A 23,926-nucleotide genomic window follows, 5' to 3' on the forward strand; every position below is an offset into this window, starting at 1 on the left:
CTGCACTCTCCCTGACGACAGCGGCCCTCTGGCGCAGCGGGAAGGCGCAACAGGACGGCACCGCCTATCCGCCGCGGCCGTCTCAAACTCTCTGCAACCACGCCAGCAGCCGCGGGCAGCGTTGCAACACGCCCGCGCCGCCGCGGAACCCGCCGGTCCGGACCTGGCCGCAGCCGCCCCCGCGCCGCCGCATTTGACGGACCCCGGCCCGGGCCTGTAACGTCTCCTCTGGCGCTTGGGCAGCTACTCTCGCGCCGGGGATGAAAACCCATGACCCAATTGCTCTCGTTCATGTCCGACATCGCCCGCGAGGGCGCCGAACCCTCGCTGCCGCCCGCGCGCGAGCTGGACCTGCTGCTCTACGCCCCCTGTCCGGTCAAACTGGTGATGAAGGACGCCGTGGACCGCGTGAGCGCGGACATGACCGCGCGCGGCCTGCCGCCGCTGGCCATGCACGTGCCCATGGGCTGCACCTCCATCGACCCCTACGACCCGCTCTGCTTCGAGAGCGCCCCGGACGCCCTGCCCGGCGTCATCGCCTCCATCGGCTTCGGCGACTTCTGGAAGCGCGGCTTTGTGGAGCGCTTCGCCGGAGTGTTCGAGGCCGCGCGGCCGCGAAGCGTCAGCCCCCTGCACGAGAAGGCCGGACTCGTTGATCCCGACGGCGCGCGCACCATCTACGGCGTCACGCCCTATCTCTTCGTGGTCGACACGGCGCGCCTGGGCAAGGTGCCCCCGCCGCGCACCTGGGCCGAGCTTCTGGAGCCGCGCTACAGCGGGCGCATCACCATGTGCGGCGACGGCGACGACATGGCCGACGCCGTGCTCTTGAGCGTGTACAAGGACTTCGGCCTGGAGGGCATCAAGCGCCTTGCCGAGAGCTGCCGGGGCTTCATGCACTCCAGCACCATGACCAAGGCCGCCGGGGCCAAGAACGGCGAGCCCGGGGCCATCTTCATCATGCCCGCGTTCTTCGCCTGCAGCACCAAACAGCCGGACTCCGTGCGCGTCATCTGGCCGGAGGACGGCGCGGCCGCAAGCCCCCTCTATTTCCTGGCCAAAAAGTCGGAGCACAAGCGCTTGGCTCCGCTTTTGTCCGCCCTGACCACGGGCTTTGCCGCCATTCCCAGCGCGGCCTGGTTCGCGCCCCTGGCCCTCGACGCCGCGCGCTCGCCCCTGCCGCCCGAGGCCAGCCTCAAATGGGTCGGCTGGGACTTCATCAAGGCCAACGACATCAACGCCCTGCGCGACAAGCTGAACCTGGAGTTCCGCACCCTGCACCGCGCGCACATGGCGGCCCTTTCGGACGCTGAGCAAACAGGCGGCAAGGCGGCCCCCTCACCGAGCGGACAGGCCGACAACAAGGCGGACGCATGCGGCTCGTGACCGTTGCCGGGCCGCCTTCCTGCGGCAAAACGTCCATCATCGTGCACGCCTGCCGCCACCTGCTGGCCGCGGGCACGCCCTGCGCGGTCATCAAGTTCGACTGCCTGAAAAGCCGCGACGCCAGCGCCTACGAGGCGGCGGGAATCCCCGTGTCCGTGGCGCTTTCCGGCGGGCTCTGCCCGGACCACTTCTACGCCACCAACCTGGAGGAGGCCTTTGCCTGGGCCGAGGGCGAGGGCGCGGCCTGCTGCGTCATCGAGACCGCCGGACTGTGCAACCGCTGCTCGCCGCACATCCGGGGCTTGCTGGCCCTGTGCGTCATCGACAACCTCATGGGCATCGACGCGCCGGAGAAGATCGGCCCCATGCTGCGCCTGGCCGACGTGGTCTGCGTCACCAAGGGCGACCTCGTCTCCCAGGCGGAGCGCGAGGTGTACCGCCACCGCATCCGCCAAATGAACGGCCGCGCCGTCATCCGCCACGTCAACGGCCTCACGGGCCAGGGTTGCCAGGACCTTGCGCGCATGCTGGCCCTCGCGCCGGAGGCCGAAAGCCTCACCGAACGCAAGCTGCGCTTCGCCATGCCCGCCGCCGTGTGCTCCTATTGCCTGAGCGAAATGCGCATCGGCGCGCGCTACCAGAAGGGCAACGTGAAAAAGGCCGTGTTCGCCCGCGGCATGGCCGCAGCAGCGGAGGACGCCGATGCCGCGTCCTGACCGTTTCCCCGACGAGGTTTCCGGTGGCGTTCCCCTTGGCCATGCGGCGCAGGGCGATGTTTTCCGTGGCGACGCGGCGCCCGGCGACGCGGCGCGTGGCGACGCGGCGCGTGGCGGCGGGCCCCGTGGCGGCGTAGCGCAGAACAACGCGACGCTCGACGGCGGGCCCCGTGGCGGCGGGACGTTTGACGGCGGAACGCTTGGCGACACGGCGCTGGGCGACGGCGAAATCCGCCTGCGCGAGCTGAGCCTCGCCAACGGCCGCAGCAAGTCCGGCGCGCCGGAGAACACCGCCCTCGTCTTCCGCGTGGGCGAGATAACCGCCCTGCTCGGCCCCACGGGCTCCGGCAAAAGCCGCCTCTTGTCCGACATCGAATCCCTGGCCGACGGCGACACCCCGAGCCTGCGCCGCCTGTTCCTCGACGGCCGCGCCCCCACCGACGACGAGCGCTTCGAGCTCCAGGGCCGCCTCGTGGCGCAGATCACCCAGAACATGAACTTCGTGCTCGACATGGGCGTGCTGGATTTCCTCACCGCCCACGCCGAAAGCCGGGGCGCGCCCGACCCCGAAGCCGCCGCCCGCCGCGTGCTCAGCGCCGCCAACGAGCTGGCCGGGGAAAGCTTCGCCGCGCAGGTGCAGCTCACCCAGCTTTCCGGCGGGCAGTCGCGCGCGCTCATGATCGCGGACACGGCCCTGCTCTCCACCTCGCCCGTGCTGCTCATCGACGAGATAGAAAACGCGGGCGTGGACAAGGGCCAGGCCCTGGCGCTGCTGCTCAAGAGCGAAAAGATCGTGGTCATGGCCACCCACGACCCCGTGCTCGCGCTCTCCGCCCACCGCCGTCTGGTGTTCGAGAACGGGGCCGTGCGCCACGTCATTGTCCGCAGCGGCGCGGAAACCGCCGCCCTGAAGCGGCTGGCGGGCATGGAGGCCGAGTTCTCGCGCATCCGCGCCGCACTGCGCGTGGGCGGCAAGGTGGAGTAGGAGCGGGTCAGGGAAAGGGAGAAGAAAGAGAAGGCGAAGATTTTTCGGGGGGGGCATGATGCCCCCCGAGCCCCCTCGGGCCAGCACAAAGCCCCGGTCAAGCAGACGCTCGACCGGGGCTTTGTGCTGGAAAAGGCAGAAGCGCGGCGGCTATTTCGGCAGCAGTCCCAGGGCCTCCCACAGCTTGGGGGCCATGTTGTGCAGGCCGAAGCGCTGCACCACTGTGAAGCGTGCGTTGGCGGACATGCGTTCCAGCAGGTCGCGGTCGTCGGCCAGGCGCAGAATGTGCGCGGCCCAGTCGGCCGGCTCGCGCACCAGCATGCCGTCGTGCCCATGGGTGAGGATCTGCGTGTTGAAGCCCACGGCCGAGGCAACGGGCACCGCGCCCACGGCCATGTACTGCAGAATCTTGAAGCCGCACTTGCCGCGCGTGTACTCGTCGTCGGTCAGGGGCATCAGCCCCACCTCGAAGCCGCGCAGCTGGTCGGCCTCCAGCTCCGCGCTCCAGCGCTCGAAGCGCACCATGTCGTGCAGCTCGCCGCTGTAGGGCGCGTCCGAGACCACGCGGATCTCCAGCCGATGCCGGTGCGGGGCCAGCTGGCGCAGCACCTCCGGCAAAAAGAAGAGGTTGCCCGACGTGCCCATCCAACCCACGCGGAAGGGCCCGATACCCGAAGCGTCCGGCGGGGGCGGCGTGTACTTGTCGGTGTCGAGCAGCGTGGGCAGCACGAAAATGTTCTGCTGGTAGGCGCGCGCATGCTCCGCCAAATAGTCGTTGCCGGCGATGACCAAATCCACGGCCCCGCAGGTGCTGGCGAAGCGGGCCTTGATCTTGGCGGCCTTGTCCGCGCTGCCGGGCCGGTCGAGCTCGGCCGGGTGCAGGGCCCACAAGGCGTCGTCCACGTCGTACACCAGCTTTTGGCAGCGCCGGCGGATGAGATTGAGTTCCCACGGGGCGAAGAGCTTTTGCTGAATGACGATGACCCGCGCCGCGGGCAGGCTGAGCAGAAAGAGCAGGCGCTGGTGGATGGCCTTGGGGGCGCGCCGCCAGTCGACCACGAGCCCCTGGCGCAGACCCAGCTCCACAAAGGGCAGCACGCGGAAGCGCACGCTGGGCAGGGTCTCGCCCGAAGGCGTGAGGAACAGCAGGTCCAGGGTCATGGGCGGCTCCGTTTTTGGGCCAGCATTTCGTCCACCATCTGGATGTAGGGCGCCAGGCCGCAGGGCTGATCCTCCGGCCACACAAAAGGCGCGTGGTCCTTTATCTCCGAGGCCTCGCGGAGGAGCATGGCCAGGGTCGCGGCGTCGCCGGGGTCGCGCAGGATGAAGCGCTCCGGCACGAACTTGGCGCTGCCGTTGCGGCTGCTGGTTATGGCGGGCAGGCCGCAGGCCAGGGCCTCCAGCACGGCGTTGGAGCAGGCGTCGTAATACGTGGGCAGCGCGAACACATCGGCCACGCCGTAGAAGGTGGGCATGTCGTCCACCTTGCCCACAAAGGCGGTGCGCTGCTCCACTCCGTATGACCGGGCCAGATCCAGCCAGGCGTCGGGGTTGCGCTTGCCCGCAATGGCCAGGCGGAAGTTCGGCGGCAGCAGGCTCAGGGCCTTGATGAGCGTGGACACGCCCTTGAGCGCGAAATTGGTGCCCGCGGTGCAGATGACCACCTCGGACTCGGCGATGCCGAAGCTGGCGCGCAGCTCCGCCCGGCGCTCCGGCGCCAGGGGGGCGAAGCGGTTCAGGTCGGGCCGGTTGTACACCACGCTGACCTGGGCGGGGTTGAGCGTCGGGTGGGCCTCAAGGAGCCAGTCGCGCACCAGGTGCGACACGCAGACGATGCGTTGGGCCGGGTTGCTCGGGGTGTTGAACTGCCGCGCCTCCATCCAGCGGATGACCGCGGCCGAGGGGGAGAAGATGCGGCGCAGGTGCTTGAACAGGCGGGCCGAGGGGCAGCCGTAGGCCGCCAGGGTGAGGCGCTGGAAGATGTCCTGGGGGCCGCCGCCCACGCGCAGAATGTCCTGGTGCCAGGTGCGCGCCAGGCCGATGACGAGGTCGTACTTGGCGGCGCGCAGGTGCTTTTCCACGGTCCAGGCGAACCAGACGTTCTTGATCGCCCGGCCGAGGGGCGGCCGCCCCAGCTCTATCAGCTTCACGCCTTCGGGGGTGGGGCCCTCGGCCCGGGCGCACAGGTAGTCCACCTGGTGGCCCGTGGCGGCAAGCTCCCTGGCGAGACGCCAGCCGAAGCCCTCGGCCCCTCCGTAGAGGCCCAGGCGCGGCATGGTTATGGCGATTCTTGACCCGGACGGCATGGCGGCTCCGAGGAAACGTTTTCTGGCGGCAGTCTTGAACGAATTTACTGACTTTGACAAGTCGCCTGCCCTTTGGCATATCCAGACAGCCGGGCGGGATTCCTTTCGGCACCCTCTATCAGGAGGCCCCCCTCATGTTCCCAACGTTGCCCGTGGACGCCAGCCTGCAAGTCCTGCTCAATCAAGACTGGCGCTCGCCGGTTTTGGATACGCTTTTGCCCTTGTTCTCGCGGCGCACGCTGCTTTTCGTCCTGTTGTCCGGGCTTCTTGTGTGGCGCTCGGCCCTGCGCGGCAAGGGGCAGGCAATATATTTCATCATGCTCGTGCTGGCAATGGGCGCCTCCGACCTGACCTGCAACGCGGTGAAGCACAGCGTGTCCCGCCTGCGGCCCCAGCATTCCGTGGCGGGCACCTATTACGAGGAGTCGGGCCAGTGGGTGCGCCGGCCGGCGGACTACGCTCCGGACCGCGAAAAGGACACGTCCTTCCCCTCGGCCCATGCGGCCAACTCCGCGTCCCTGGTGGTTCTGGCCATGCTGTTCTGGCCGCGGCTCAGGCGCGGGGCGTGGGCGCTGCCCCTTGTCGTGGGCTGGTCGCGGCTCTATTTGGGCAAGCACTACCCAACGGACATACTGGCGGGGTGGCTCGTCGGCGCGCTCATCGGCTGGGGCGTGTGGCTGCTGTGGAAGCGGGCCGCGCCTGCGCTCAAGCTGGCCGTGCACCCGGACGACCTGTACCGGCCCTTTCTCTTGCCGCCGCCCGGCTGCAAGTAGGCGGATTTAATTCTTGGCGGCCTTGCCGCCGTTGCCATCCTCGTCGCCGTCATCGTCTGCGTTCTCGTCCCCGTCCTCCAGCACGGGCACTGCGCCCTTGCGCTTGTAGGCCCGATACACGGAAACGCCCAGCCAGCCCGAAGCGGCCAGCAGCACCACGGAAAGACCAATGAGCAGGGCCTTGGCCTCGGTGGTTTCGGCGTTGAAGCCGGCGCCGAAGATGGCGAAGACCAGCGTGTGCGGCAGGTAGCCCAGGGCCGAGCCCAAAAGGAACGGGGCGGCGGGAATGCTGGTGACTCCGGCGGCCACGCTGGTGAGCAGGTTGTGTCCCAGGGGGAACAGCCGGATGGCCAGCGAGGTGCGGAAGGGATCGGCGCGCAAAAAGGCGTCGAGCTTGGCCACGCGCTTGCCGAAGCGCGACAGCACGACCTCGCGTCCCAGTGTGCGCGCCAGGGCGAAGTCCATGGCGCAGCCAAGGGCCGTGCCCAGAATGCCCAGCAGGGTGCCCCAGAACCAGCCGAAGGCGTAGCCGCCCAGAAAAGCAGGCAGTTGCCGGGGCACGCCCATGCCCGTCACCAGGGCGGTAATGCCCAGAAAAAACAGCACCCCGGCCACGCCCTGGCCCTGCACATGCTCCATGAACCACTGGCGGTCGGCCAGGTGCTGCTCCAGGCCAAGCTGCCTGGCCACCAGCACCAGCCCCCCGAACACGGCCAGCATGGCCAGTCCCTTGAGCAGGGGCTTGAATCCCCCGGCGCTATTTTCCATCGGACTGCGCGGCTGTTTTCGCATCTGACTTCTCGCCCATCTCGTCTTTCTCGTTCGGACCGGCGCCGCGCCGGGCCGCGCGCTTGTCGCGCTTGTCGGTGCGCGGCTGGCGGGCGGCTTGCGCCGGGGGCGGCAGGCCGCGCGTGCTGTTGATGAGGCAGAAGCCGATGAACAGCGCCAGCCCCTGGGCCGCGCCGAACACAAGATCGCTTTGGATGAAGGCGTACCAGACGCCCGCGCCCGTGCCCAGCACCAGCGGAATGAACGGCCAGCGCGGACGGCGCGAGGAAAGCTGCGGCAGCCCGAAAAGCCCCCGCCAGATCACGGCCATGATGGCGATGAACTGCGCCAGCACGGCGAAGGACAAGAGCTGCGTGGTGAACGGCACGCCGACGATTCCGGTGGAAAGGGACATTGCGGCTCCTTATGCGTTGGCTAGTAGCGGCCCCGCGCCTCGACCTTGCGGGCCTCGTCCAGGCGGCCCTGCAGGGTGAGGGACTGGATGAGGACGTCCCAGAACTCCTGGCGCTCGGGCATCAGCGCCGCGGCCTGACGCGAAAGCACCTCGGCGATCTGCGGGTCCTCGCCGACCTCGAGGTACAGCTTGGCGAGCATGCCCATGGCGTAGGCGTCGTTGTGGTTGGCGGAAATGGCCAGGTGCAGCAGCTCGCGGGCGCGGTCGCCGTTGCCCGCCGCCAGGGCCACGCGGGCCAGGGGCCGCAGGGCCGAGGCCTCGCCGCCGGGCGTGGCCAGGGCCTTCTCGTACAAGGCTCCGGCAGCGGCCAGGTCGCCCGCGGCCTCGGCCAGGGAGCCCAGGCGCAGCAGGCTGAAGCAATGCGCGGGGTCGAGGGCCAGGCAGCGCTCATAGGCCTGCCGGGCCAGCTGGTTTTCGTCCAGGCGCTGGCAGGCCCAGCCCAGGTTGTAGTGGGCCATGACGTTTTCCGGCTCGGCCGCCACGACCAGCTCGAACTCCCGCCGGGCCAGGTCGGCCTTGCCCAACTGGGCGTAGCAGATGCCCAGGGAGTTGCGCGCCAGCATGTTGCCGGGATCGGCCAGGAGCGAGAGCTTGAACTCCTCCACCGCGGCGTAGAGGTCGCCCTCCACAAAGAGCCTGTCGGCCGAGACGTTCAAGGAGATGGAGTCGAACAGGGCCACGCGCGGCGCGGGCAAAAGCAGGGCGTGCTCCAGGGCCTTGCGCACGCACTCCAGGGTGTCGGCCTTGGCGAAATTGAGGAAGGGGTAGGCGAACAGGCCCACGGCCAGCTCCAGGCCGTGCTCCGCCGCCGCCTGGGCGCACAGGGCCTGCGCCTTGGCCAGGGCGTCCGGGCCGGACTCGCCGGGCAGAAAGTGCACCAGCCCGCCCAGGCCGAAGCGGCCGCCAGCGGCGCGCGCGGGCTTTTGCCCGGGCAGGGCGGGGGCGTCGCAGCCGCCGCCCATGAGGCACTTCTCGGCCAGGGCCGCCACCTGGGCCACGGCGGCGTCCAGGCTTTTCACCGTTGCGCCGCGCCGCTCCACGGTCTGGTTTTCGCCTCCGGGCAGCACCACGCGGGTCAGCACCACGGTGAAGCTCTCCGCCCGCTGGCGCACCCGGCCGAAGAACGACAAAAAGTCGCGGTAGCCATACAGCCCGGTGAGCATGTCGCGCTGGGCCTGGGCCTGGCCGCTTGCGCCCTCGGCCGTCTCGGCCGCGAAGAGGCTGTCGCGCTCCTGGATGAGCGTCAGGCGGTCGCCGGGCTCCGGGGCCCAGGCGGGGTCGCCCGCGTGCAGCACCTCGGCGAAGGCGATGTCGCCCTGGACCTCGGTGAGCACGATCTCGCCCTTGTAGAGCGCGGGACTGCGGCCCACCAGGCGTTCGTCGCCGGAGAGCCGGGCCTCGATGGTGCGCTCCTGGAACTTGGGCGACCACACGAGGAAGCGCAGGCCTTCCTGCGCGCCCACGCCGCGGCCCAGGGTGACCGAAAGGCGCTGCATGGGCAGCACCTCGAGGATGCGGCCGCCGTTGCGCAAAATGTCCTGAAAACCGAACACGCGGTTGCGGCCGTGGTCCTTGCTGGTGCCCACGGCCTTTTGCGCCGCGCGCAGAAGGATGCGCGCCTGCTCCGGCGGGGTGCGCTCCAGCTGGGGGCCGCGCAGGCACTGAGGATAATTGGAGTAGCCGAGGGACGCGGACACGCCGATGCGGTCGCCGGTGATCTCGTCCTGAAAGCTCAGCGCGCCGATGGCCTGGCGCACCTGCTCCGCCAATTGGAACGCGCCCTTGGGGCTGGCGTCGGGCACCAGGATGGCGAAGGTGTCGTTGTGAATGCGCGCGCTGGTGACATGGCGCGGGCAGGCCGCGGCGATGGTCTTGCCCACCTCGGCCACCATCTGGTCGCCCAAGAGGTAGCCGTAGCGCTCGTTTATCCACTGGAACGAGTCGAGGTCGAGCAGGATGACGCCCAGCGACGCGCTGAAGCACTGCACTTCCGGGTCGGTGCGGCCGCCGGTGGTGGCGTCCAGGCAGTGGCGGATGAGCGCGATCTCCTGCGTGAGCACCTTGTGGAAGTGGTCGCGGGAGGAAAGGCCGGTGAGGGCGTCCGTCACCGAGCGCTTGTAGAGCAGCATCTCCTCAAGCACGCGGGAGGCCATGGCCTGCATGAGCGGCGGCATGGCCTTGGGCGCCTTGATCTTGACCCCGCGCGCCACGAACACGCCCAGGCTCTGCCCGCCCAGCGCCAGGGGCAGCATGAGCTCGCGGCTGCCCGCGTCGAAGCGCAGCTCCGGGGCGCGGTCGCCCTCGCGCGGGAAGTAGAGGCTGTAGGAGGTGAAGGGCAAAAAGGAGCGGATGGCGTCCTTCAGACTGTGTTCCAGGTCGATCAGGTCCTGCCGGGTCAGCGTAACGCTTTTGTCGGCCAGGATGTCCGAGAAGATGTCGGCGGCGGGTCGCATGCAGGGTATCTAACCTGCCGGGAGGTCCAGCACAAGGCCCATGACCGGGCGGTGGAAATATCTATGGACAGCCCGTGGCATTCGTGCCATGTCTCCCTACCGAAAAACGACCCTTCGGGAACCCCGCATGGACCTCATCACCACCCCCACAGGCTTACGCCAACAATGCCGCGAATGGCGCAAACAGGGCCTCACCATCGCCCTGGTGCCCACCATGGGCTTTCTGCACGCCGGGCACATGTCGCTTATGGACCACGCGCGCCTGCGCGCCGACCGCCTCGTGGTCAGCGTCTTCGTGAACCCGACCCAGTTCGGCCCGAACGAAGACCTGGACAGCTACCCGCGCGACCTGCCCCACGACCTCGCCATTGCCGAGGAACACGGCGCGGCCGCCGTTTTCGCGCCCGAGCCCGGGGCCATGTACCACCCGGACCACGCCACCTGGGTCGAAGTGCCGGAGATGGGCAAGCTGCTTTGCGGCGCCTCGCGGCCCATTCACTTCCGCGGCGTGTGCACCGTGGTTCTAAAGCTTCTGAACCTGGTGCGGCCCGACGTGGCCGTGTTCGGCGAGAAGGACTGGCAGCAGCTGGCCATTCTGCGCCGCATGGCGCGCGACCTGGACCTGGACGTGGAGCTGGTGGGCAGGCCCATCTTCCGCGAGTCCGACGGCCTGGCCTTAAGCTCGCGCAACGTCTACCTGACCCCGGAGGAGCGCCGCAAGGCCCCGGCCATCCACGAGGGCATTCTGCTCGTGGAGGAGCGCATGCGCGCGGGCGAGCGCGACCCCGAGGCCCTGGGCCTTATCTTCCGCGAGCACTTGGCCGATAAGCTGCCCGGAGCGCGCATCGACTACGCGTCCTTCGTGCACCCGCAGTCATTGGCTCCCGCGGCCAGCGTCACCGCCGGAACGCTCCTCGCCGTCGCCGTGTTCGTCGGTAAAGTCCGCCTTATAGACAATAAGCTGCTGGAGGTGTAAAAGGCCATGCCCAGACGCACGTTTTTGAGCGCCAAAATCCACGGCGCTACCCTCACTTCGCTGAATCTGGAGTACGAGGGCAGCATTTCCGTGGACACGGCCCTGCTCGACGCGGTTGGCATCCTGCCCTACGAGCAGATTGATGTGCTGAACCTGGACAACGGGGAAAGGCTGACCACCTACGCCATCCCCGGCAAGCCGGGAGAGATCTGTCTGAACGGCGCCGCAGCCCACAAGGGCAAGCCCGGTCAGAGAGTCATTCTGGTGACATTCCTTGAGCTTGAGCCGGACGAAATAGCCGCGCACAAGCCCAGGGTCATTCGTGTGGATGCCGCCAACAGGCCCGAGGCGGCCCACTAAACCAAATGCTTACCTGATATACTGGAGGATTCTGCATGATTTCGCCCAAAAGCCGTTACATGTTCACATCCGAGTCCGTTACCGAAGGCCACCCGGACAAAGTGGCGGACGCCATTTCCGACGCGGTCCTCGACGCCCTCATCGGTCCGGACCCCAATTCACGCGTCGCCTGCGAAACGCTGGTCACCACCGGCATGGCGTTCATCGCCGGTGAGATCACCACCAAGGCATACGCCGACCTGCCCACCATCGTGCGCGAGACCGTGAAGGAAATCGGCTACAATAGTTCCGAGATGGGCTACGACTACGCCACCTGCGCGGTCATGTCCGCCATCGACAAGCAGAGCGCGGACATCGCCCAGGGCGTTGACCGCTCCAATCCCGAAGACCAGGGCGCTGGCGACCAGGGCATGATGTTCGGCTTCGCCTGCAATCAGACCCCGACCCTCATGCCCGCGCCCATCTACTACGCGCACCAGCTTTCCCAGCGCCTCACCTTCGTGCGCAAGCAGGGCATCCTGAAGTTCCTCCGTCCCGACGGCAAGACCCAGGTCGCCATCGAGTACGAAAACGGCAAGCCCATCCGCATCGACAACGTGGTCTGCTCCGCCCAGCACGATGAAAGCATCGAGCACGGCGACCTCGTGGAAGCCATCAAAAAGGAAGTCATCTTCCACACGCTTCCCCAGAACCTCATCGACGACAAGCTGAAGATCTACGTCAACCCCACCGGCCGCTTCGTCATCGGCGGCCCCGTGGGCGACTGCGGCCTCACCGGCCGCAAGATCATTCAGGACACCTACGGCGGAGCCGGCGCCCACGGCGGCGGCGCGTTCTCCGGCAAGGACCCCTCCAAGGTGGACCGCTCCGGCGCGTACATGGCGCGCTATGTGGCCAAGAACATCGTGGCCGCCGGCCTCGGCGAAGTGGCCGAAGTCCAGATCGCCTACGCCATCGGCGTGGCTGAGCCCGTTTCCGTGGTGTGCACCACCCACGGCACCGGCAAAGTCGCCGACGACGTGCTGACCAAGGCCGTGCGCGAAGTGTTCGACCTGCGCCCCTTCTACATCCTGAAGCGCCTCGACCTGCGCCGCCCCATCTACAAGCTCACCACCAACTACGGCCACTTCGGCCGCGAGCTGCCCGAGTTCACCTGGGAAAAGACCGACGCCGCCGCCGACCTGCGCACGGCCTGCAAGCTGTAAGAACAAGACAAAGAGGGTTTTCCGGGGGGAATGATTCCCCCCGGGCCCCCTCGTGGCAATGCAAAAGGCCTGGGCCGAGCAAGACTCGGCCCAGGCCTTTTGCATTGCGGATGGCGCAGGGCACACGAAACGCCCGCCCGGCTCACTCCTATAACGGTGTCTCCCGGCAGTCCTCTCAACGCGCCAGGCCAGCCCCGCCTGCCGGTTCCTCTCCCCTCGGCCTTAACCACGCAGCCAGCTCTCCGGCTCACGTCCCGCCCAACACACCTCAAGGCGGAGATCCATGCCTCCGCCCGGCAGTCCCAAAACGAAGGGCTCCTCCCGGCGGTTTTGCGCGGGGGGAGCCCTTCGTTTTCATGGGGAGTCCAGAGGGCCTCAGGCCCTTTGGCGGGGTTCCAGAGGCGGCGCCCCTGGTTCTCTTGCTCTGGGCCCAAGCCCACAAAAAAAGAGCCAACGCCCGGCCATTCTTCAGACCCAAGAACCGACGCGCCTTGCTACTTGCAGCGGCTCCACAGGGCCAGCACCACAAGCCGCCAGAGCATGTTCTTGTGGTTCTTGCCGTGGGCGTGCTCCTCGGCCAGGGAGAGCGCGGCGTCGAGGTTCAGGTGGTCCTTGAGCATGGGCGTGGCCTGATTCAGCGCCTCGCGCACGAAGCCGCGCATGGGCCCGGCCATCCACTCGCGCACGGGCAGGTCGAAGCCCTGCTTGCGTCGGTAGAGCACGGCGGGCGGCACGCGGGTCTCGGCCATCTTCTTGAGCAGATATTTCGTTTCGCGGCCGCGCACCTTGAGCCGCACGGGGAAGCTGGCGAAGAGCTCGATGAGCTTCTGGTCCAGCAGGGGCGAGCGCACCTCCAGGGCGTGGGCCATGCTCGCTATGTCCATCTTCACCAGCAAAATGTCCGGCAGGCTGTTGCTGTTGTCCATGAACTGGATGCGCTCCACGGGGTTGCCGGCGCGCTGGTAGGCGCGTTCCAGCCAGGGCAGAAACCAGTCGGCGTGGGCGCGGGCCACAAGCTGGGCGCCCTGCGGCGTGTACAGCCGGTTCTTGACGGGCCGGAGACGCGCCTCGGTCCGCAGCAGGGGCTTGGTCTCCGGCCAGATGTTGGCGGAGGCGAAGGTGCGCCAGAACGCGGCCAGGGAGCCGGACGAGGCGGCGAGGCGGCGCAGGGTTTCGCCGCCGGGCGGGCGCAGTGTGGCGATGGCGTTGATGGCGCTGGCCATGCGCGCGTGGCGGTAGGTGGGGTAGCCGCAGCAGAGCTCGTCGCCGCCGTCGCCGCCGAGGGCCACGGTGATGTGCTTGCGCGCCATTTGCGAAAGGGCCAGGGCGGGCAGCGCGGAGTCGTCGGCAAAGGGCTCGCCGTAGCGCTCCACCACCTCGGGCAGCATGTTCAGGCTGGTGGGCGGCATGATTTCGTGGTGCAGGGTCAGGCCCAGGTGCCGGGCCACCTCCTGGGCGTGGGGCAGCTCGTTGTACTTCTTCTCGTCAAAGCCGATGCAGAAGGCCTCCACCTTTCCGGGGCACAGCTCGGCCAAAACCGCGGCCACGAGGCTCGAATCCACCCCGCCGGAAAGCAGCAGACCCAGGGGCACGTCGGACTCCAGGCGCAGGCGCACGCTCTGCCTGAGCTCGTCCCAGGCCAGGTCCAGGGCCTCGGCCTCGGAGATGTCGATCTTGTGCCGGAAGTCCATTTCCCAGTGGCGGCGCACCTCCAGCCGGGGCGAGGCGCTGCGGCAGGAATAGGTGGCGCAGCAGCCAGGCGGCAGCTTGCGCACGCCGGCCAGGATGGTCTTGGGCGAGGGCACGTAGCCCAGGCTCAGGTAAAGGTCGAGGGCCTCCGGGTCCAGGGCCGTGGGACAGTCCGGGTGGGCGCGCAGGGCGCGGATTTCCGAGGCGAAGACAAGGCCGCTCGGGCCTTCGAAATAGACGAGGGGCTTCTTGCCCACGGCGTCGCGGGCCAGGAACAGCTCCTGCCGGGCGGCGTCCCAGATGGCGAAGGCGTACATGCCGCGCAAGAGCTTGAGGCAGTCTTGCCCGTGCTTGCGGTAGAGCGCCAGCAGAACCTCGGTGTCGCCCGTGGTGCGGAAGCGCTCGCCCTGAGCCTCCAGCCCGGCCTTGAGGGCGCGGAAGTTGTAGACCTCGCCGTTGAAGACGATGACGTTGCCCGTCTTCTCGTCGTGCATGGGCTGGCCCGCGCGCGGGTCAAGGTCGAGGATGGACAGGCGCGCATGGCCCAGGGCCAGCTTTTCGCCCTGCCAGCGGCCGGTCTGGTTGGGGCCGCGGTGCCGCACGCGCTCAAGCACGCCTTCCAGATGTTCCGGATCGCCCGCGCGCAGGCCGCCGGCGCGGACGTGTCCGCAGATGCCGCACATGGCGCGCCGCCTACTGTCCCAGCGCAAGCCGCGCCTGCGTGGGTGCGGCGTGGCTCGTTGCGTTCTGCGTCATGCGTGTTCCGTACATCTGGTTGTTGGCTCCGTGGTTCGCTCAATATGCCGAAACGCCGCAAGGCACAAGAGGCCCCTGTCCGGGTATGAATTAGTTTGAATTAACACACTAAATGCATATGAAATTTTCAGTTGTGCTATGCAAAACAAATGGAATCAGGTACGCTGCGCATCCTGTTTGGCAAGACGTGTCACGTTCAAATGCGTTTGTGCGAAGTCTACCAGAAAGGGAACGATGGCGGTTGGTTGCGCAAAGCCGAGGATTTCACCGAGAGGTCGATGCAAGGGCCTAATATCTTGTGAAAAAATAAACTAGCATTCTTTATCACTAACAATCCTGCACAATTATGTAGGTGATTCCGGGCCGAAAAATAGAGGAGAAGACGCGAATTTCCCCGTGAGGGGTTGACGTCTTCGACAAGTCAAGGCAAAAGAAGGCATCATTCTCAAAAGGTCGGGCAAGGGCTCGAATTTTCGGGTCGAATTCTTCCGTGAGGGGGGAGGGCTATGGTTTTCAGTTGGCTTCATCTGGCCATCATCCTGTTCCTGGTGGGCGGGTTGCTGTTTGCGGGCGGTCCGCTCGTTTTGTCTTATCTGGTCGCCCCCCGCGCCCGCGGCGGCGACATGGGCATGCCCTACGAATGCGGCATGCGCCCCTACGGCGGCGCCTGGACCAACTTCGGCATAAACTATTACGTCTACGCCCTGCTGTTTTTGGCCTTCGACGTGGACGTGCTCTATCTGTTCCCCGTGGCCTCGGTGTACCGCACCACGGAAGGCTGGCTGCCCTTCCTTGAAATGTTCATTTTCCTCGCTGTGTTGGCTCTTGCCATTATCTATTTCTGGGCGAAAGGGGTGTTCACATGGCCGCGCAAAATATCATAGCGCAGAAACCCGACATCATCGTCGCCGACCCGCTGCTGAACATCGGACCGGCGCAGCAGATCATGGACATCTGCCGCTCCATGTCGCTGTGGCCCATGACCTTCGGCCTGGCCTGCTGCGCCATTGAGATGATGGCCGTGGGCATGGCGCGGTGGGACATCGCCCGCTTCGGCGCGGAGGTGTTCCGTCCCTCGCCCCGGCAAAGCGACCTCATGATCGTGGCCGGCACCGTGACCAAGAAGATGGCCCCGGCCGTTGTGCGCTTGTACGAGCAGATGCCCGCCCCGCGCTGGGTCATGGCCCTGGGCAACTGCGCCATTTCCGGCGGCCCCTTCAAGTTCAAGGACCAGTACGGCATCGTGGAGGGCGTGGACAACCTGATCCCCGTCGACGTGTACGTGCCCGGCTGCCCGCCCCGGCCCGAGGGCCTGCTGGAGGGCCTGTTCAAGCTGCAGGAAAAGATCACCGGCAAGCGCTTCTGGCCCAATCCGCCCGTGGACGGGCCCTTTGAGGAGGGCATGTGATGAATTCGTTGGACGCGCTGCTCAAGGGAATTCCCCTCGACTACCTGGCCGCCTGCGACTACGCCAAGACCGGCCAGACCTGGCAGGCGTTTCTGCCCGCCGCCTCGCTGGTGAAGGCCGCCGAGCGTCTGCTCGCCGCGGACTGGCACCTGGAGGACATAGCCGCCCTGGACTGTTTCGAGGGCTATGTCGTCACCTATCATTTCGCCCACTTCGACCAGCCCGGCCGCGCCACCCTGCGGGTTGTGGCCCCGCACGACGCCCCGCACGTGCCGTCCATCGCCGCCGTGTTCGACGGCGCCCTGTGGCATGAGCGCGAGACCCGCGACTTCCACGGCGTCATCTTCGACGGCCACCCGAACCTGATTCCGCTCTTGCTCGACCCGGACATGGCCGAGTGCTTCCCCCTGCGCAAGGACCCCAAGTCGCGCGTCAAGATGCGCGAATTCCTGGAGGCGGGCGAGGTGCTCTACCAAAACCCGTCGTTCACCTTCATGACGCCCGACGCCCCGGCCGTGAGCCAAGAGTCCGGCGGCACGGCCGCCACGGCTTAACAACAGGACCGCGCCTATGACACGCTACGCAGATATGGGACAGGTCGCCGGCGACTTCTACACCGAGAATTTCGCCCAAACCGCGCAGGAAGGCTCGCTCATCCTGAACCTTGGCCCGCAGCATCCGTCCACCCACGGCGTGCTCCGGGTCATTGTGGAGCTGGACGGCGAGTACGTGCTGCGCGCCGACCCGGTGCTGGGCTACCTGCACCGCATGCACGAGAAGATGGCCGAGGTGAAGACCGCCGCGCAGTTCATTCCGAACATGGGCCGCGTGGACTACGGCCACGCCCTGGCCTGGAACTGGGCCTTTGTGGGCGCGGTGGAAAAACTGGCGGGCATCGAGGTGCCGGAGCGCGCCGAATATGCGCGCACCATCACCTGCGAGCTGAACCGCATCGCCTCGCACCTGCTGTGGTGGGGCGCGTATCTGCTCGACCTCGGCGCCTTCACGCCCATCATGTACGCCTTCGACGACCGTGAAAAAATCCTGGATATTCTGCAGGTGCCCACGGGCTCGCGCCTTACCTACAGCTACTTCCGCATCGGCGGCGTGGCCCAGGACCTGAACGAGGACTGCCTCTCGCGCATCAAGGCCTTCATCCCCTGGATGCGTTCGCGGCTGCCCATGTACAAGGACCTCGTCTCCGACAACATCATTCTGCGCAAGCGCATCGAGGGCATCGGCGTCATCGAGCCCGAGCAGTGCCGCCGCTACGGCGCCACCGGCCCGGTGGCCAGAGGCTCCGGCATCAACTTCGACGTGCGCCGCGCCGAACCCTACTCCGTGTACCCCAAGCTGGACTTCGAGGTCCCCACCTCCCCGCTCATGGACGCGCGCGGCCGCTACGACGTGCGCATGATCGAGATCGAGCAGAGCCTGCGCATCATCGAGCAGTGCGTGGAGATGATGCCCGAGGGCGACACCCTGGTGAAGGGCGCGCCCAAGCCCAGCTGGAAGGTTCCCAAGGGCGAGGCCTATTTCGCGGTCGAGGGCGGGCGCGGCAAGATCGGCGTGCATGTGGTCTCCGACGGCGGCAAGAACCTGTACCGCACCAAGCTGCGCGCGCCGGGCTTCAGCAACCTGAGCCTCTTCGCCGAGGTCTCGCGCGGGACCATCCTGGCCGACGCGGTCGCCATCCTTGGCAGCCTCGACCTCATCATCCCGGAAATCGACAGGTAGGAGAACGCGATGCCCGCTGAACTCATTCGCATCCTCATCGGCCTGGTGGCCGTGGCCTTAAGCGTCGGCCTCATCGGTCTGGTGATGGTCTGGGTGGAGCGCAAAGTGGCCGGCCACGTGCAGCGCCGGCCCGGCCCTTACGAGGTCGGCCCCTACGGCCTTTTGCAGCCCCTGGCCGACGCCCTCAAGCTGGTGGGCAAGCAGCTCTTCATGCCCGACAACGCCGACCCCATCCTCTTCTGGCTGGCGCCGGTGCTGTCGTTCCTGCCGGTTTTGCTGCTCTTTCTGCCCCTGCCCCTGGGCGATGGCCTGTACACCCTGGACATCAACCTCGGCCTGCTGCTGATTTTGGCCTTCTCCGGCCTGGCGGTGCTCTCGCTGCTTTTGGGCGGCTGGGCCTCCAACAACAAATACGGCCTGCTCGGCGCGGCCCGCGCGGTGGCGCAGTCCGTGGCCTATGAGATCCCCCTGCTGCTCGCGGTGCTGGCCGTGGCCTTCGTCTCCGGCAGCCTGGACTTGGCCACGGTGGTCAAGGAACAGGGCACCTGGCCCTGGAACTGGAACATCATGACCCAGCCGCTGGCGTTCCTCATCTACATAGTAAGCGCCCTGGGCGAGACCAACCGCGCCCCCTTCGACCTGCCCGAGGCCGAAAGCGAGCTCACCGCCGGCTTCCACACGGAATACTCCGGCATGGGCTTCGGCCTGTTCTTCCTGGCGGAATACGCCAACATGGTCGTGGTCTGCTCCGTGGCAACGGTGCTCTTTCTGGGCGGCTGGCACGGCCCGGTGCTGCCCGGACCGGTGTGGTTCGTGCTCAAGGTGTCGCTGCTCATGCTGCTTCTGGTGTTCTTCCGCTGGACCTACCCGCGCGTGCGCTTCGACCAGCTTTTGAACATCAACTGGAAGTGGCTCATGCCCCTGGCCGTGGCCAACCTGATGCTCACCGCCTTCTTCGTGAAGTTGGCCCAGTACGCCGTCGTTAAGTAAGGGAAGCCTATGAACGCCATCAAGGAAGCTTTCAAAACCGTCTCCGACCTCTGGAGCCTCATGGTCGGCCTCAAGGTGACCGGGAAATACTTCCTGGAGCCCCAGCGGACCGTGCGCTACCCGTGGAAGGCCGTGTCCAACCTCGACACCTACAAGGGCCACCTTGAGCTGGTGGGCGGCATGAAGGACCCCTTCAAGCCGCGCTGCATCTCCTGCGGCATGTGCGCCCTGGCCTGCCCTTCGCACTGCCTCACCGTGGTGAAGAAGAAGGCCCCCAAGCCCACGCCCGAGGAAGAGAAGGCCCTGGCCGAGGCCAAGGCCAGCGGCGAAAAAACCAAGGACAAGACCCCCAAGGACCCGGAACAGTTTCTGTACGACTACACCCTGTGCAGCCTGTGCGGCACCTGCATGGAGAACTGCCCGGCCGGAGCGCTGCGGTTCTCGAAGAACGTCTACATGGCGGGTTACTCCCGCAACGACTTCCAGTTCGACCTGGTGCTGAAGCTCCGCGAGTCGGACGCGCGCGCCACCAAAGCAGAGCCTGCGGCCCCCGCCGCAGAGACGAGCGAGGCTTAAGCTATGGAACAAATGGCCAAGATAGCCTTCGGCATCTACACGCTCATCATCCTGAGCGGCAGCATACTGGCCGTGAGCGCCAAAAGCCTGGTGCGGGCCATGGTCGGGCTCATCGCCACGCTGCTGGGCGTTGCGGGCATGTACATGCTGCTCAACAGCCCCTTCATGGCGCTGATGCAGATCCTCATTTACGTGGGCGCCATCTGCGTGCTCATCTTCTTCGCCATCATGCTCACCCGCGCGGACGCGGGCGGCGAGGAAGCCGGCAGCGCGCCCCTGCGCCAAAACCTGCTGGCTCTTTTGGCCGTCACCACGGTGGGCGGCGTATTGTCCTGGCTGGTGCTCACGCGCCCCCTGGCCACCACGGGCGTTCCCGTGGAGGTGACCATCGAGAAGCTGGGCCTGGGCCTGCTGGGCCCCTACGGGCTGGCCTTCGAGCTGATCTCGGTTGTGCTTTTGGTTTCCATGGCCGGGGCCGTGCTCCTGGCGTGGGAGAGGAGGAACGGCAAATGAGTCCGCTGACGCTCTACCAACTCGTGGCCCTGATCCTGCTTCTGGCGGGGCTGTTCGGCATCTCGCAGCGCAAAACCCTGGTGGGCATGCTCATCAGCGTGGAGCTGATGCTGAACGGCGCGGGGCTGTCCATCGTCGCGGCGGCGCAGCTCACCCCGGCCAACGCCATGCTGGGCCAGCTGGGCACGCTCTTCGTCATGGGACTGGCCGCGGCCGAGGCCACACTGGTGCTCTCCATCATCGTGGTCATCGCCAGACGTTTCGGCACCACCAAAACCAGCGTCATCTCGACTCTGAAGGGATAAGCCATGACAGGGATCATCGAAAGCGCCCGCGTGCTTCTGCCGGTGGCCGTCACCCTGGTGGCGCCGCTGTTCATCTGGCTCAACCGGGGCAACATCAACCGCCGCGAGGCCGCAAGCTTCATCGGCGGCGGGCTCACCTTCGCCTCGGTTCTTTCCCTGGCGCCCCAGGTGCTTGCCGGCAACATCTGGAAATACACACTTTTCGACATCATGCCCGGCATCACGGTGACCTTCAGCGCCGACGGGCTCTCGCTCATCTTCGGCCTGGTGGCGAGCTTTTTGTGGATGTTCGCCACAAGCTACAACATCGGCTACATGCGCAGCCTGGATGAACACGCCCAGACGCGCTACTACGTGTGCTTCGCCGTGGCCATCTTCGGGGCCGAGGGCGTGGCCCTCTCCGCCAACGTGTTCACGCTCTACCTTTTCTACGAAGTCATCACCGTGTTCACGTACCCGCTGGTGGCCCACCACCAGGACGACGAGGCCTTCACCGGCGCGCGCAAATACATCGTGTACCTGATGGGCACCAGCAAGCTCTTCCTCCTGCCCGCCATGGTCATGACCTACGTGCTTTTGGGCACCCTGGACTTCCACCTGGGCGACGTGGTCACCGGCATGTTCCCGCCGGACGTGGTGGCCGCGCACCCGCTGGCCGTCACCATCACCTACGTGCTGTACATCGCGGGCATCGGCAAGGCCGCGCTCATGCCCTTCCACAACTGGCTGCCCTCGGCCATGGTCGCGCCCACGCCGGTCTCCGCCCTTTTGCACGCGGTGGCCGTGGTCAAGGCGGGCGTGTTCTGCGTCTGCCGCATCATCCTCTCCGGCTTCGGCGTCACGGTCATGGACCAGCTGAACCTGGGCATTCCCACGGCCATGGTGGCGGCCTTCACCCTCACGGCGGCCAGCCTCATCGCCCTGACCAAAGACGACCTCAAGGCCCGGCTGGCATACTCCACCGTGGCGCAGCTCTCGTACGTGGTGGCGGGCGTGGCCATGCTGACGCCCATGGCGGTGCAGGGCGGCATGGCCCACATCGCGCACCACGCCTTCTCCAAGATCACCCTCTTCTTCGCGGCCGGCGCCATCTACGTGGCCACGCACCTGAAGAAGATCAGCCTCATGGACGGCCTGGGCCGCAAAATGCCCTGGACCTTCGGCGCCTTCGCCATCGGCTCCCTGTCCATGATCGGCATGCCGCCGGTGTGCGGCTTTGTCAGCAAATGGTACATCGTCAACGGCGCGCTGCAGGCCGGGCAAATCGTCATCTTCGCGGCCTTCATGCTCTCCACGGCGCTCAACGCGGGGTACTTCGTGCCCATCATCTACCGGGCCTTTTTCAGGCCGCCGGGACCGGACCCGCACTATGAGCACTACAAGGAAGCGCCGCTGACCATGGTGATTCCCTTGTGCACCACGGGCCTCATTTCGGTGGTGCTGGGCCTGTACCCGGCCCTGTTCATGGATTTCGTCCGCGTGTTTGGCAAGTTCTAGGGGGGCCGAGTATGAGCTTGTTCGGAATGCTGCTTAATTGGCTCAGGACCAGGACGGGCGTCATCGCCGTGCTGTTCTTCCTGGGTCTGGCGGGACTGGTGGTGGCGAACGTGTTCGTCCGCCCGCACGAGGCGGAGTACGTGTTCGACATTTATCCGGGCTTCTGGGCCGTGTTCGGCCTCATCGGCGGCCTGGCCATGGTCATCATCATGAAAAAGATCGTTCAGCCCATGATCAGCCGGGGAGATGACTACTATGATCGCAACAGCTAGCGGTTTCGTCCACCCAACCCTGGGCTTTTACGCCCTGGCGCTCATTTTGCCGTTTTTGCCCGGCAAGGGCTGGAAATGGCTGCTCCTCGTGCCGCCGCTGGTGGCCATATGGAGCGTCATGACCATTGAGCCGGGCTCGTACGGGCAGGTGAGCTACCTGGGCCAGAGCCTGCTGCTTGGCCGCGTGGACAAGCTTTCGCTCATCTTCGCGCAGGTGTTCGCGGTCATGAGCCTCATCGGCATGGTCTACGCCCTGCACGTGGAGGACAAGCTCCAGCACATCATGGCCTGCGTGTACGTGGGCGGCGCCTTCGGCTGCACCTTCGCGGGCGATCTGTTGACGCTGTTCATCTTCTGGGAGCTCATGAGCATCGGCTCGACCTTCCTCATCTGGCTGGCCAGAAACGAGCGCAGCACCAAGGCGGGCTTCCGCTACTTCCTGTACCACACCATCGGCGGGCTCTTTTTGCTGGCGGGCCTGCTCATGCGCTACAAGGCCGTGGGCAGCTTCGCCTTCGACCATGTGGATCCCGCGCAGATGATGGTCTACGACTGGATGATCCTGCTCGGCTTCTGCGTCAACGCGGCGGTTGTGCCCCTGCACGCCTGGCTGCCCGACGCCTACCCCGAAGGCACGGTCACCGGCTCGGTGTTCATGTGCGCCTTCACCACCAAGACGGCCGTGTATGTGCTGCTCCGCGGGTTCTACGGCGTGGAGTTCTTGGCCATAGCCGGAACGGTGATGTGCGTGTACGGCGTGCTCTACGCGTGCATTGAGAACAACGCCCGGCGCATCCTGTCCTACCACATCGTCTCGCAGGTGGGCTACATGGTGGCCGGCATCGGCATCGGCACCGCAATGACCATGAACGGCGCGGTGGCCCACGCCTACGCGCACATCCTGTACAAGGGCCTGCTCTTCATGGGCACGGGCTGCCTGCTCTACGCCGCGGGCACCACCAAGCTCGACCAGCTGGGCGGCCTGGTGCACCGGCTGCCCTGGGTCATGGTGCTGTACATGGTGGCGGCGCTCAGCATCTCGGGCATGCCGCTCTTCAACGGCTTCATCAGCAAGACCATGACCATCACCGGCGCGGCCGAGGCCCACCGGACCTGGCTGGCCATCGGCATGGAGGTGGCCGCCGTGGGCACCTTCCTCTCCGTGGGCATAAAGCTGCCGTACTTCGCCTTCTGGGCCAAGCCGGCGAACAACACCATGGTGCTCAAGCCCATTCCCATCAACATGTACATCGGCATGGCCATGGGCGCGGCGCTCTGCATAGCCCAGGGCCTGTACCCGGACATGCTGTACCGCTACCTGCCCTTTGAGATGGAAGAGATGTACCACCCCTGGACCACCTGGCACGTGCTGCAGGCGCTGCTGCTCCTCGGCTTCTCCGGGCTGGCCTTCTACATCACGCGGGACATCATCACCCCGCACGCCAAGACCAACCTGGACTTCGACTTCTTCTACAGGCTCATCGGCCGGGGCGTGCTCGCCCTGGTCTCCAAGCCCCTGGCGTGGATTGACGACCGCTGGACCGAGGCCTACCGGGTCGTGGGTCTGGGCGGTCTGCTCTCCATCGCGCGGGGTACTGTCTGGTTCGACACCAAGGGAATCGACACCGTGGTGGATGGCTCGGCGTATACGGTGCAGAACGTGGGCGTTCTCGGCGCCAAGGTGCAAAGCGGCAGGCTTCAGGACTACCTGGGCCTTGCGGCGGCGCTCGCCTTGGGCATCTTCGCCCTGGTCTGGTATCTTGCCTAAACCCCGCAACGA

Annotated in this window: 24 protein-coding genes; 18 read left to right on the top strand and 6 right to left on the bottom strand. The window is 66.5% G+C overall.

Going from position 1 to position 23,926, the window contains the following annotated elements; translation table 11 throughout:
- Positions 1 to 270 precede the first annotated feature (270 nt).
- Genes ACYQ4W_RS11110 through ACYQ4W_RS11120 form a run of 3 tightly spaced genes read left to right on the top strand, consistent with a single transcriptional unit; the run spans position 271 to position 3,087 of the window.
- The gene (locus ACYQ4W_RS11110; protein ID WP_459856460.1) at positions 271 to 1,386 is read left to right on the top strand and encodes an ABC transporter substrate-binding protein; all 1,116 of its coding nucleotides are present in this window, start codon (positions 271 to 273) and stop codon (positions 1,384 to 1,386) included.
- Positions 1,374 to 2,102, top strand: coding sequence for a GTP-binding protein (locus ACYQ4W_RS11115; protein WP_459856462.1), 729 nt, complete (start codon positions 1,374 to 1,376; stop codon positions 2,100 to 2,102). The genes ACYQ4W_RS11110 and ACYQ4W_RS11115 overlap by 13 nt, the downstream gene beginning before the upstream one ends.
- On the top strand, positions 2,089 to 3,087 hold the full coding sequence (locus ACYQ4W_RS11120) for an ATP-binding cassette domain-containing protein (protein WP_459856465.1): 999 nt from the start codon (positions 2,089 to 2,091) through the stop codon (positions 3,085 to 3,087). Before ACYQ4W_RS11115 ends, ACYQ4W_RS11120 begins: the two co-directional genes overlap by 14 nt.
- Before the next feature lie 150 nt (positions 3,088 to 3,237).
- On the opposite strand, the gene ACYQ4W_RS11125 is transcribed toward ACYQ4W_RS11120, so the two are convergent.
- A complete protein-coding gene (locus ACYQ4W_RS11125) occupies positions 3,238 to 4,248 on the bottom strand; it encodes a glycosyltransferase family 4 protein (protein WP_459856468.1) in 1,011 nt (336 codons plus the stop codon).
- Positions 4,245 to 5,393 (bottom strand): glycosyltransferase family 4 protein, encoded by a 1,149-nt coding sequence (locus ACYQ4W_RS11130; protein WP_459856471.1) that lies wholly within the window; start codon positions 5,391 to 5,393, stop codon positions 4,245 to 4,247. The genes ACYQ4W_RS11125 and ACYQ4W_RS11130 overlap by 4 nt, the downstream gene beginning before the upstream one ends.
- A gap of 134 nt (positions 5,394 to 5,527) precedes the next feature.
- On the opposite strand from ACYQ4W_RS11130, the gene ACYQ4W_RS11135 reads away from it, so the two are divergent.
- On the top strand, positions 5,528 to 6,166 hold the full coding sequence (locus ACYQ4W_RS11135; protein ID WP_459856474.1) for a phosphatase PAP2 family protein: 639 nt from the start codon (positions 5,528 to 5,530) through the stop codon (positions 6,164 to 6,166).
- 6 nt (positions 6,167 to 6,172) lie between these two features.
- Here ACYQ4W_RS11135 and ACYQ4W_RS11140 read toward each other — a convergent pair whose 3' ends face one another.
- From ACYQ4W_RS11140 to ACYQ4W_RS11150, 3 genes are read right to left on the bottom strand one after another with little or no spacing between them, the layout of a single operon-like run.
- The gene (locus tag ACYQ4W_RS11140; RefSeq protein ID WP_459856477.1) at positions 6,173 to 6,934 is read right to left on the bottom strand and encodes a TVP38/TMEM64 family protein; all 762 of its coding nucleotides are present in this window, start codon (positions 6,932 to 6,934) and stop codon (positions 6,173 to 6,175) included.
- Positions 6,924 to 7,349 (bottom strand): hypothetical protein, encoded by a 426-nt coding sequence (locus tag ACYQ4W_RS11145; RefSeq protein WP_459856480.1) that lies wholly within the window; start codon positions 7,347 to 7,349, stop codon positions 6,924 to 6,926. The genes ACYQ4W_RS11140 and ACYQ4W_RS11145 overlap by 11 nt, the downstream gene beginning before the upstream one ends.
- A gap of 20 nt (positions 7,350 to 7,369) precedes the next feature.
- A complete protein-coding gene (locus tag ACYQ4W_RS11150) occupies positions 7,370 to 9,862 on the bottom strand; it encodes a diguanylate cyclase domain-containing protein (RefSeq protein ID WP_459856482.1) in 2,493 nt (830 codons plus the stop codon).
- A 127-nt stretch (positions 9,863 to 9,989) separates the two neighbouring features.
- Here ACYQ4W_RS11150 and panC point away from each other — a divergent pair, with 127 nt between their 5' ends.
- Genes panC through metK form a run of 3 tightly spaced genes read left to right on the top strand, consistent with a single transcriptional unit; the run spans position 9,990 to position 12,403 of the window.
- A complete protein-coding gene (gene panC, locus ACYQ4W_RS11155) occupies positions 9,990 to 10,838 on the top strand; it encodes a pantoate--beta-alanine ligase (protein ID WP_459856485.1) in 849 nt (282 codons plus the stop codon).
- A gap of 6 nt (positions 10,839 to 10,844) precedes the next feature.
- Positions 10,845 to 11,198 carry an aspartate 1-decarboxylase gene (gene panD, locus ACYQ4W_RS11160; RefSeq protein ID WP_459856488.1) on the top strand — a complete coding sequence of 118 codons (354 nt, stop codon included), beginning with the start codon at positions 10,845 to 10,847 and terminating at the stop codon, positions 11,196 to 11,198.
- A 35-nt stretch (positions 11,199 to 11,233) separates the two neighbouring features.
- Entirely contained in the window at positions 11,234 to 12,403 is a 1,170-nt protein-coding gene (gene metK, locus ACYQ4W_RS11165; protein WP_459856490.1) for a methionine adenosyltransferase, read from the top strand.
- Positions 12,404 to 12,897: 494 nt separating this feature from the next.
- Here the strand turns inward: metK and asnB are convergent, their stop codons facing one another.
- Positions 12,898 to 14,775, bottom strand: coding sequence for an asparagine synthase (glutamine-hydrolyzing) (asnB, locus tag ACYQ4W_RS11170; RefSeq protein WP_459856493.1), 1,878 nt, complete (start codon positions 14,773 to 14,775; stop codon positions 12,898 to 12,900).
- 579 nt (positions 14,776 to 15,354) lie between these two features.
- On the opposite strand from asnB, the gene ACYQ4W_RS11175 reads away from it, so the two are divergent.
- From ACYQ4W_RS11175 to ACYQ4W_RS11225, 11 genes are read left to right on the top strand one after another with little or no spacing between them, the layout of a single operon-like run.
- Positions 15,355 to 15,732, top strand: coding sequence for an NADH-quinone oxidoreductase subunit A (locus ACYQ4W_RS11175; RefSeq protein ID WP_459856495.1), 378 nt, complete (start codon positions 15,355 to 15,357; stop codon positions 15,730 to 15,732).
- A complete protein-coding gene (locus ACYQ4W_RS11180; RefSeq protein WP_459856498.1) occupies positions 15,711 to 16,256 on the top strand; it encodes an NADH-quinone oxidoreductase subunit B in 546 nt (181 codons plus the stop codon). Before ACYQ4W_RS11175 ends, ACYQ4W_RS11180 begins: the two co-directional genes overlap by 22 nt.
- The gene (locus ACYQ4W_RS11185; protein ID WP_459856501.1) at positions 16,256 to 16,810 is read left to right on the top strand and encodes an NADH-quinone oxidoreductase subunit C; all 555 of its coding nucleotides are present in this window, start codon (positions 16,256 to 16,258) and stop codon (positions 16,808 to 16,810) included. Before ACYQ4W_RS11180 ends, ACYQ4W_RS11185 begins: the two co-directional genes overlap by 1 nt.
- Before the next feature lie 16 nt (positions 16,811 to 16,826).
- Positions 16,827 to 17,993, top strand: coding sequence for an NADH-quinone oxidoreductase subunit D (locus tag ACYQ4W_RS11190; protein WP_459856504.1), 1,167 nt, complete (start codon positions 16,827 to 16,829; stop codon positions 17,991 to 17,993).
- A 9-nt stretch (positions 17,994 to 18,002) separates the two neighbouring features.
- Entirely contained in the window at positions 18,003 to 18,983 is a 981-nt protein-coding gene (gene nuoH / locus ACYQ4W_RS11195; RefSeq protein WP_459856507.1) for an NADH-quinone oxidoreductase subunit NuoH, read from the top strand.
- Positions 18,984 to 18,992: 9 nt separating this feature from the next.
- Positions 18,993 to 19,559, top strand: coding sequence for a 4Fe-4S binding protein (locus tag ACYQ4W_RS11200; protein WP_459856510.1), 567 nt, complete (start codon positions 18,993 to 18,995; stop codon positions 19,557 to 19,559).
- A gap of 3 nt (positions 19,560 to 19,562) precedes the next feature.
- Positions 19,563 to 20,072, top strand: a complete 510-nt coding sequence (locus ACYQ4W_RS11205; RefSeq protein WP_459856512.1) for an NADH-quinone oxidoreductase subunit J family protein — start codon at positions 19,563 to 19,565, stop codon at positions 20,070 to 20,072.
- A complete protein-coding gene (gene nuoK, locus ACYQ4W_RS11210) occupies positions 20,069 to 20,377 on the top strand; it encodes an NADH-quinone oxidoreductase subunit NuoK (RefSeq protein ID WP_459856515.1) in 309 nt (102 codons plus the stop codon). The genes ACYQ4W_RS11205 and nuoK overlap by 4 nt, the downstream gene beginning before the upstream one ends.
- 3 nt (positions 20,378 to 20,380) lie before the next feature.
- Entirely contained in the window at positions 20,381 to 21,874 is a 1,494-nt protein-coding gene (locus tag ACYQ4W_RS11215) for a monovalent cation/H+ antiporter subunit D family protein (RefSeq protein ID WP_459856518.1), read from the top strand.
- Between the two features lie 11 nt (positions 21,875 to 21,885).
- Positions 21,886 to 22,146: a PIN domain-containing protein gene (locus ACYQ4W_RS11220; protein ID WP_459856521.1), complete on the top strand. Its 261-nt coding sequence runs from the start codon at positions 21,886 to 21,888 to the stop codon at positions 22,144 to 22,146.
- Positions 22,130 to 23,914, top strand: a complete 1,785-nt coding sequence (locus ACYQ4W_RS11225) for a Na(+)/H(+) antiporter subunit D (protein ID WP_459856523.1) — start codon at positions 22,130 to 22,132, stop codon at positions 23,912 to 23,914. Before ACYQ4W_RS11220 ends, ACYQ4W_RS11225 begins: the two co-directional genes overlap by 17 nt.
- The last annotated feature ends 12 nt before the right edge of the window (positions 23,915 to 23,926 follow it).

It is taken from the genome of Humidesulfovibrio idahonensis (assembly GCF_054657715.1).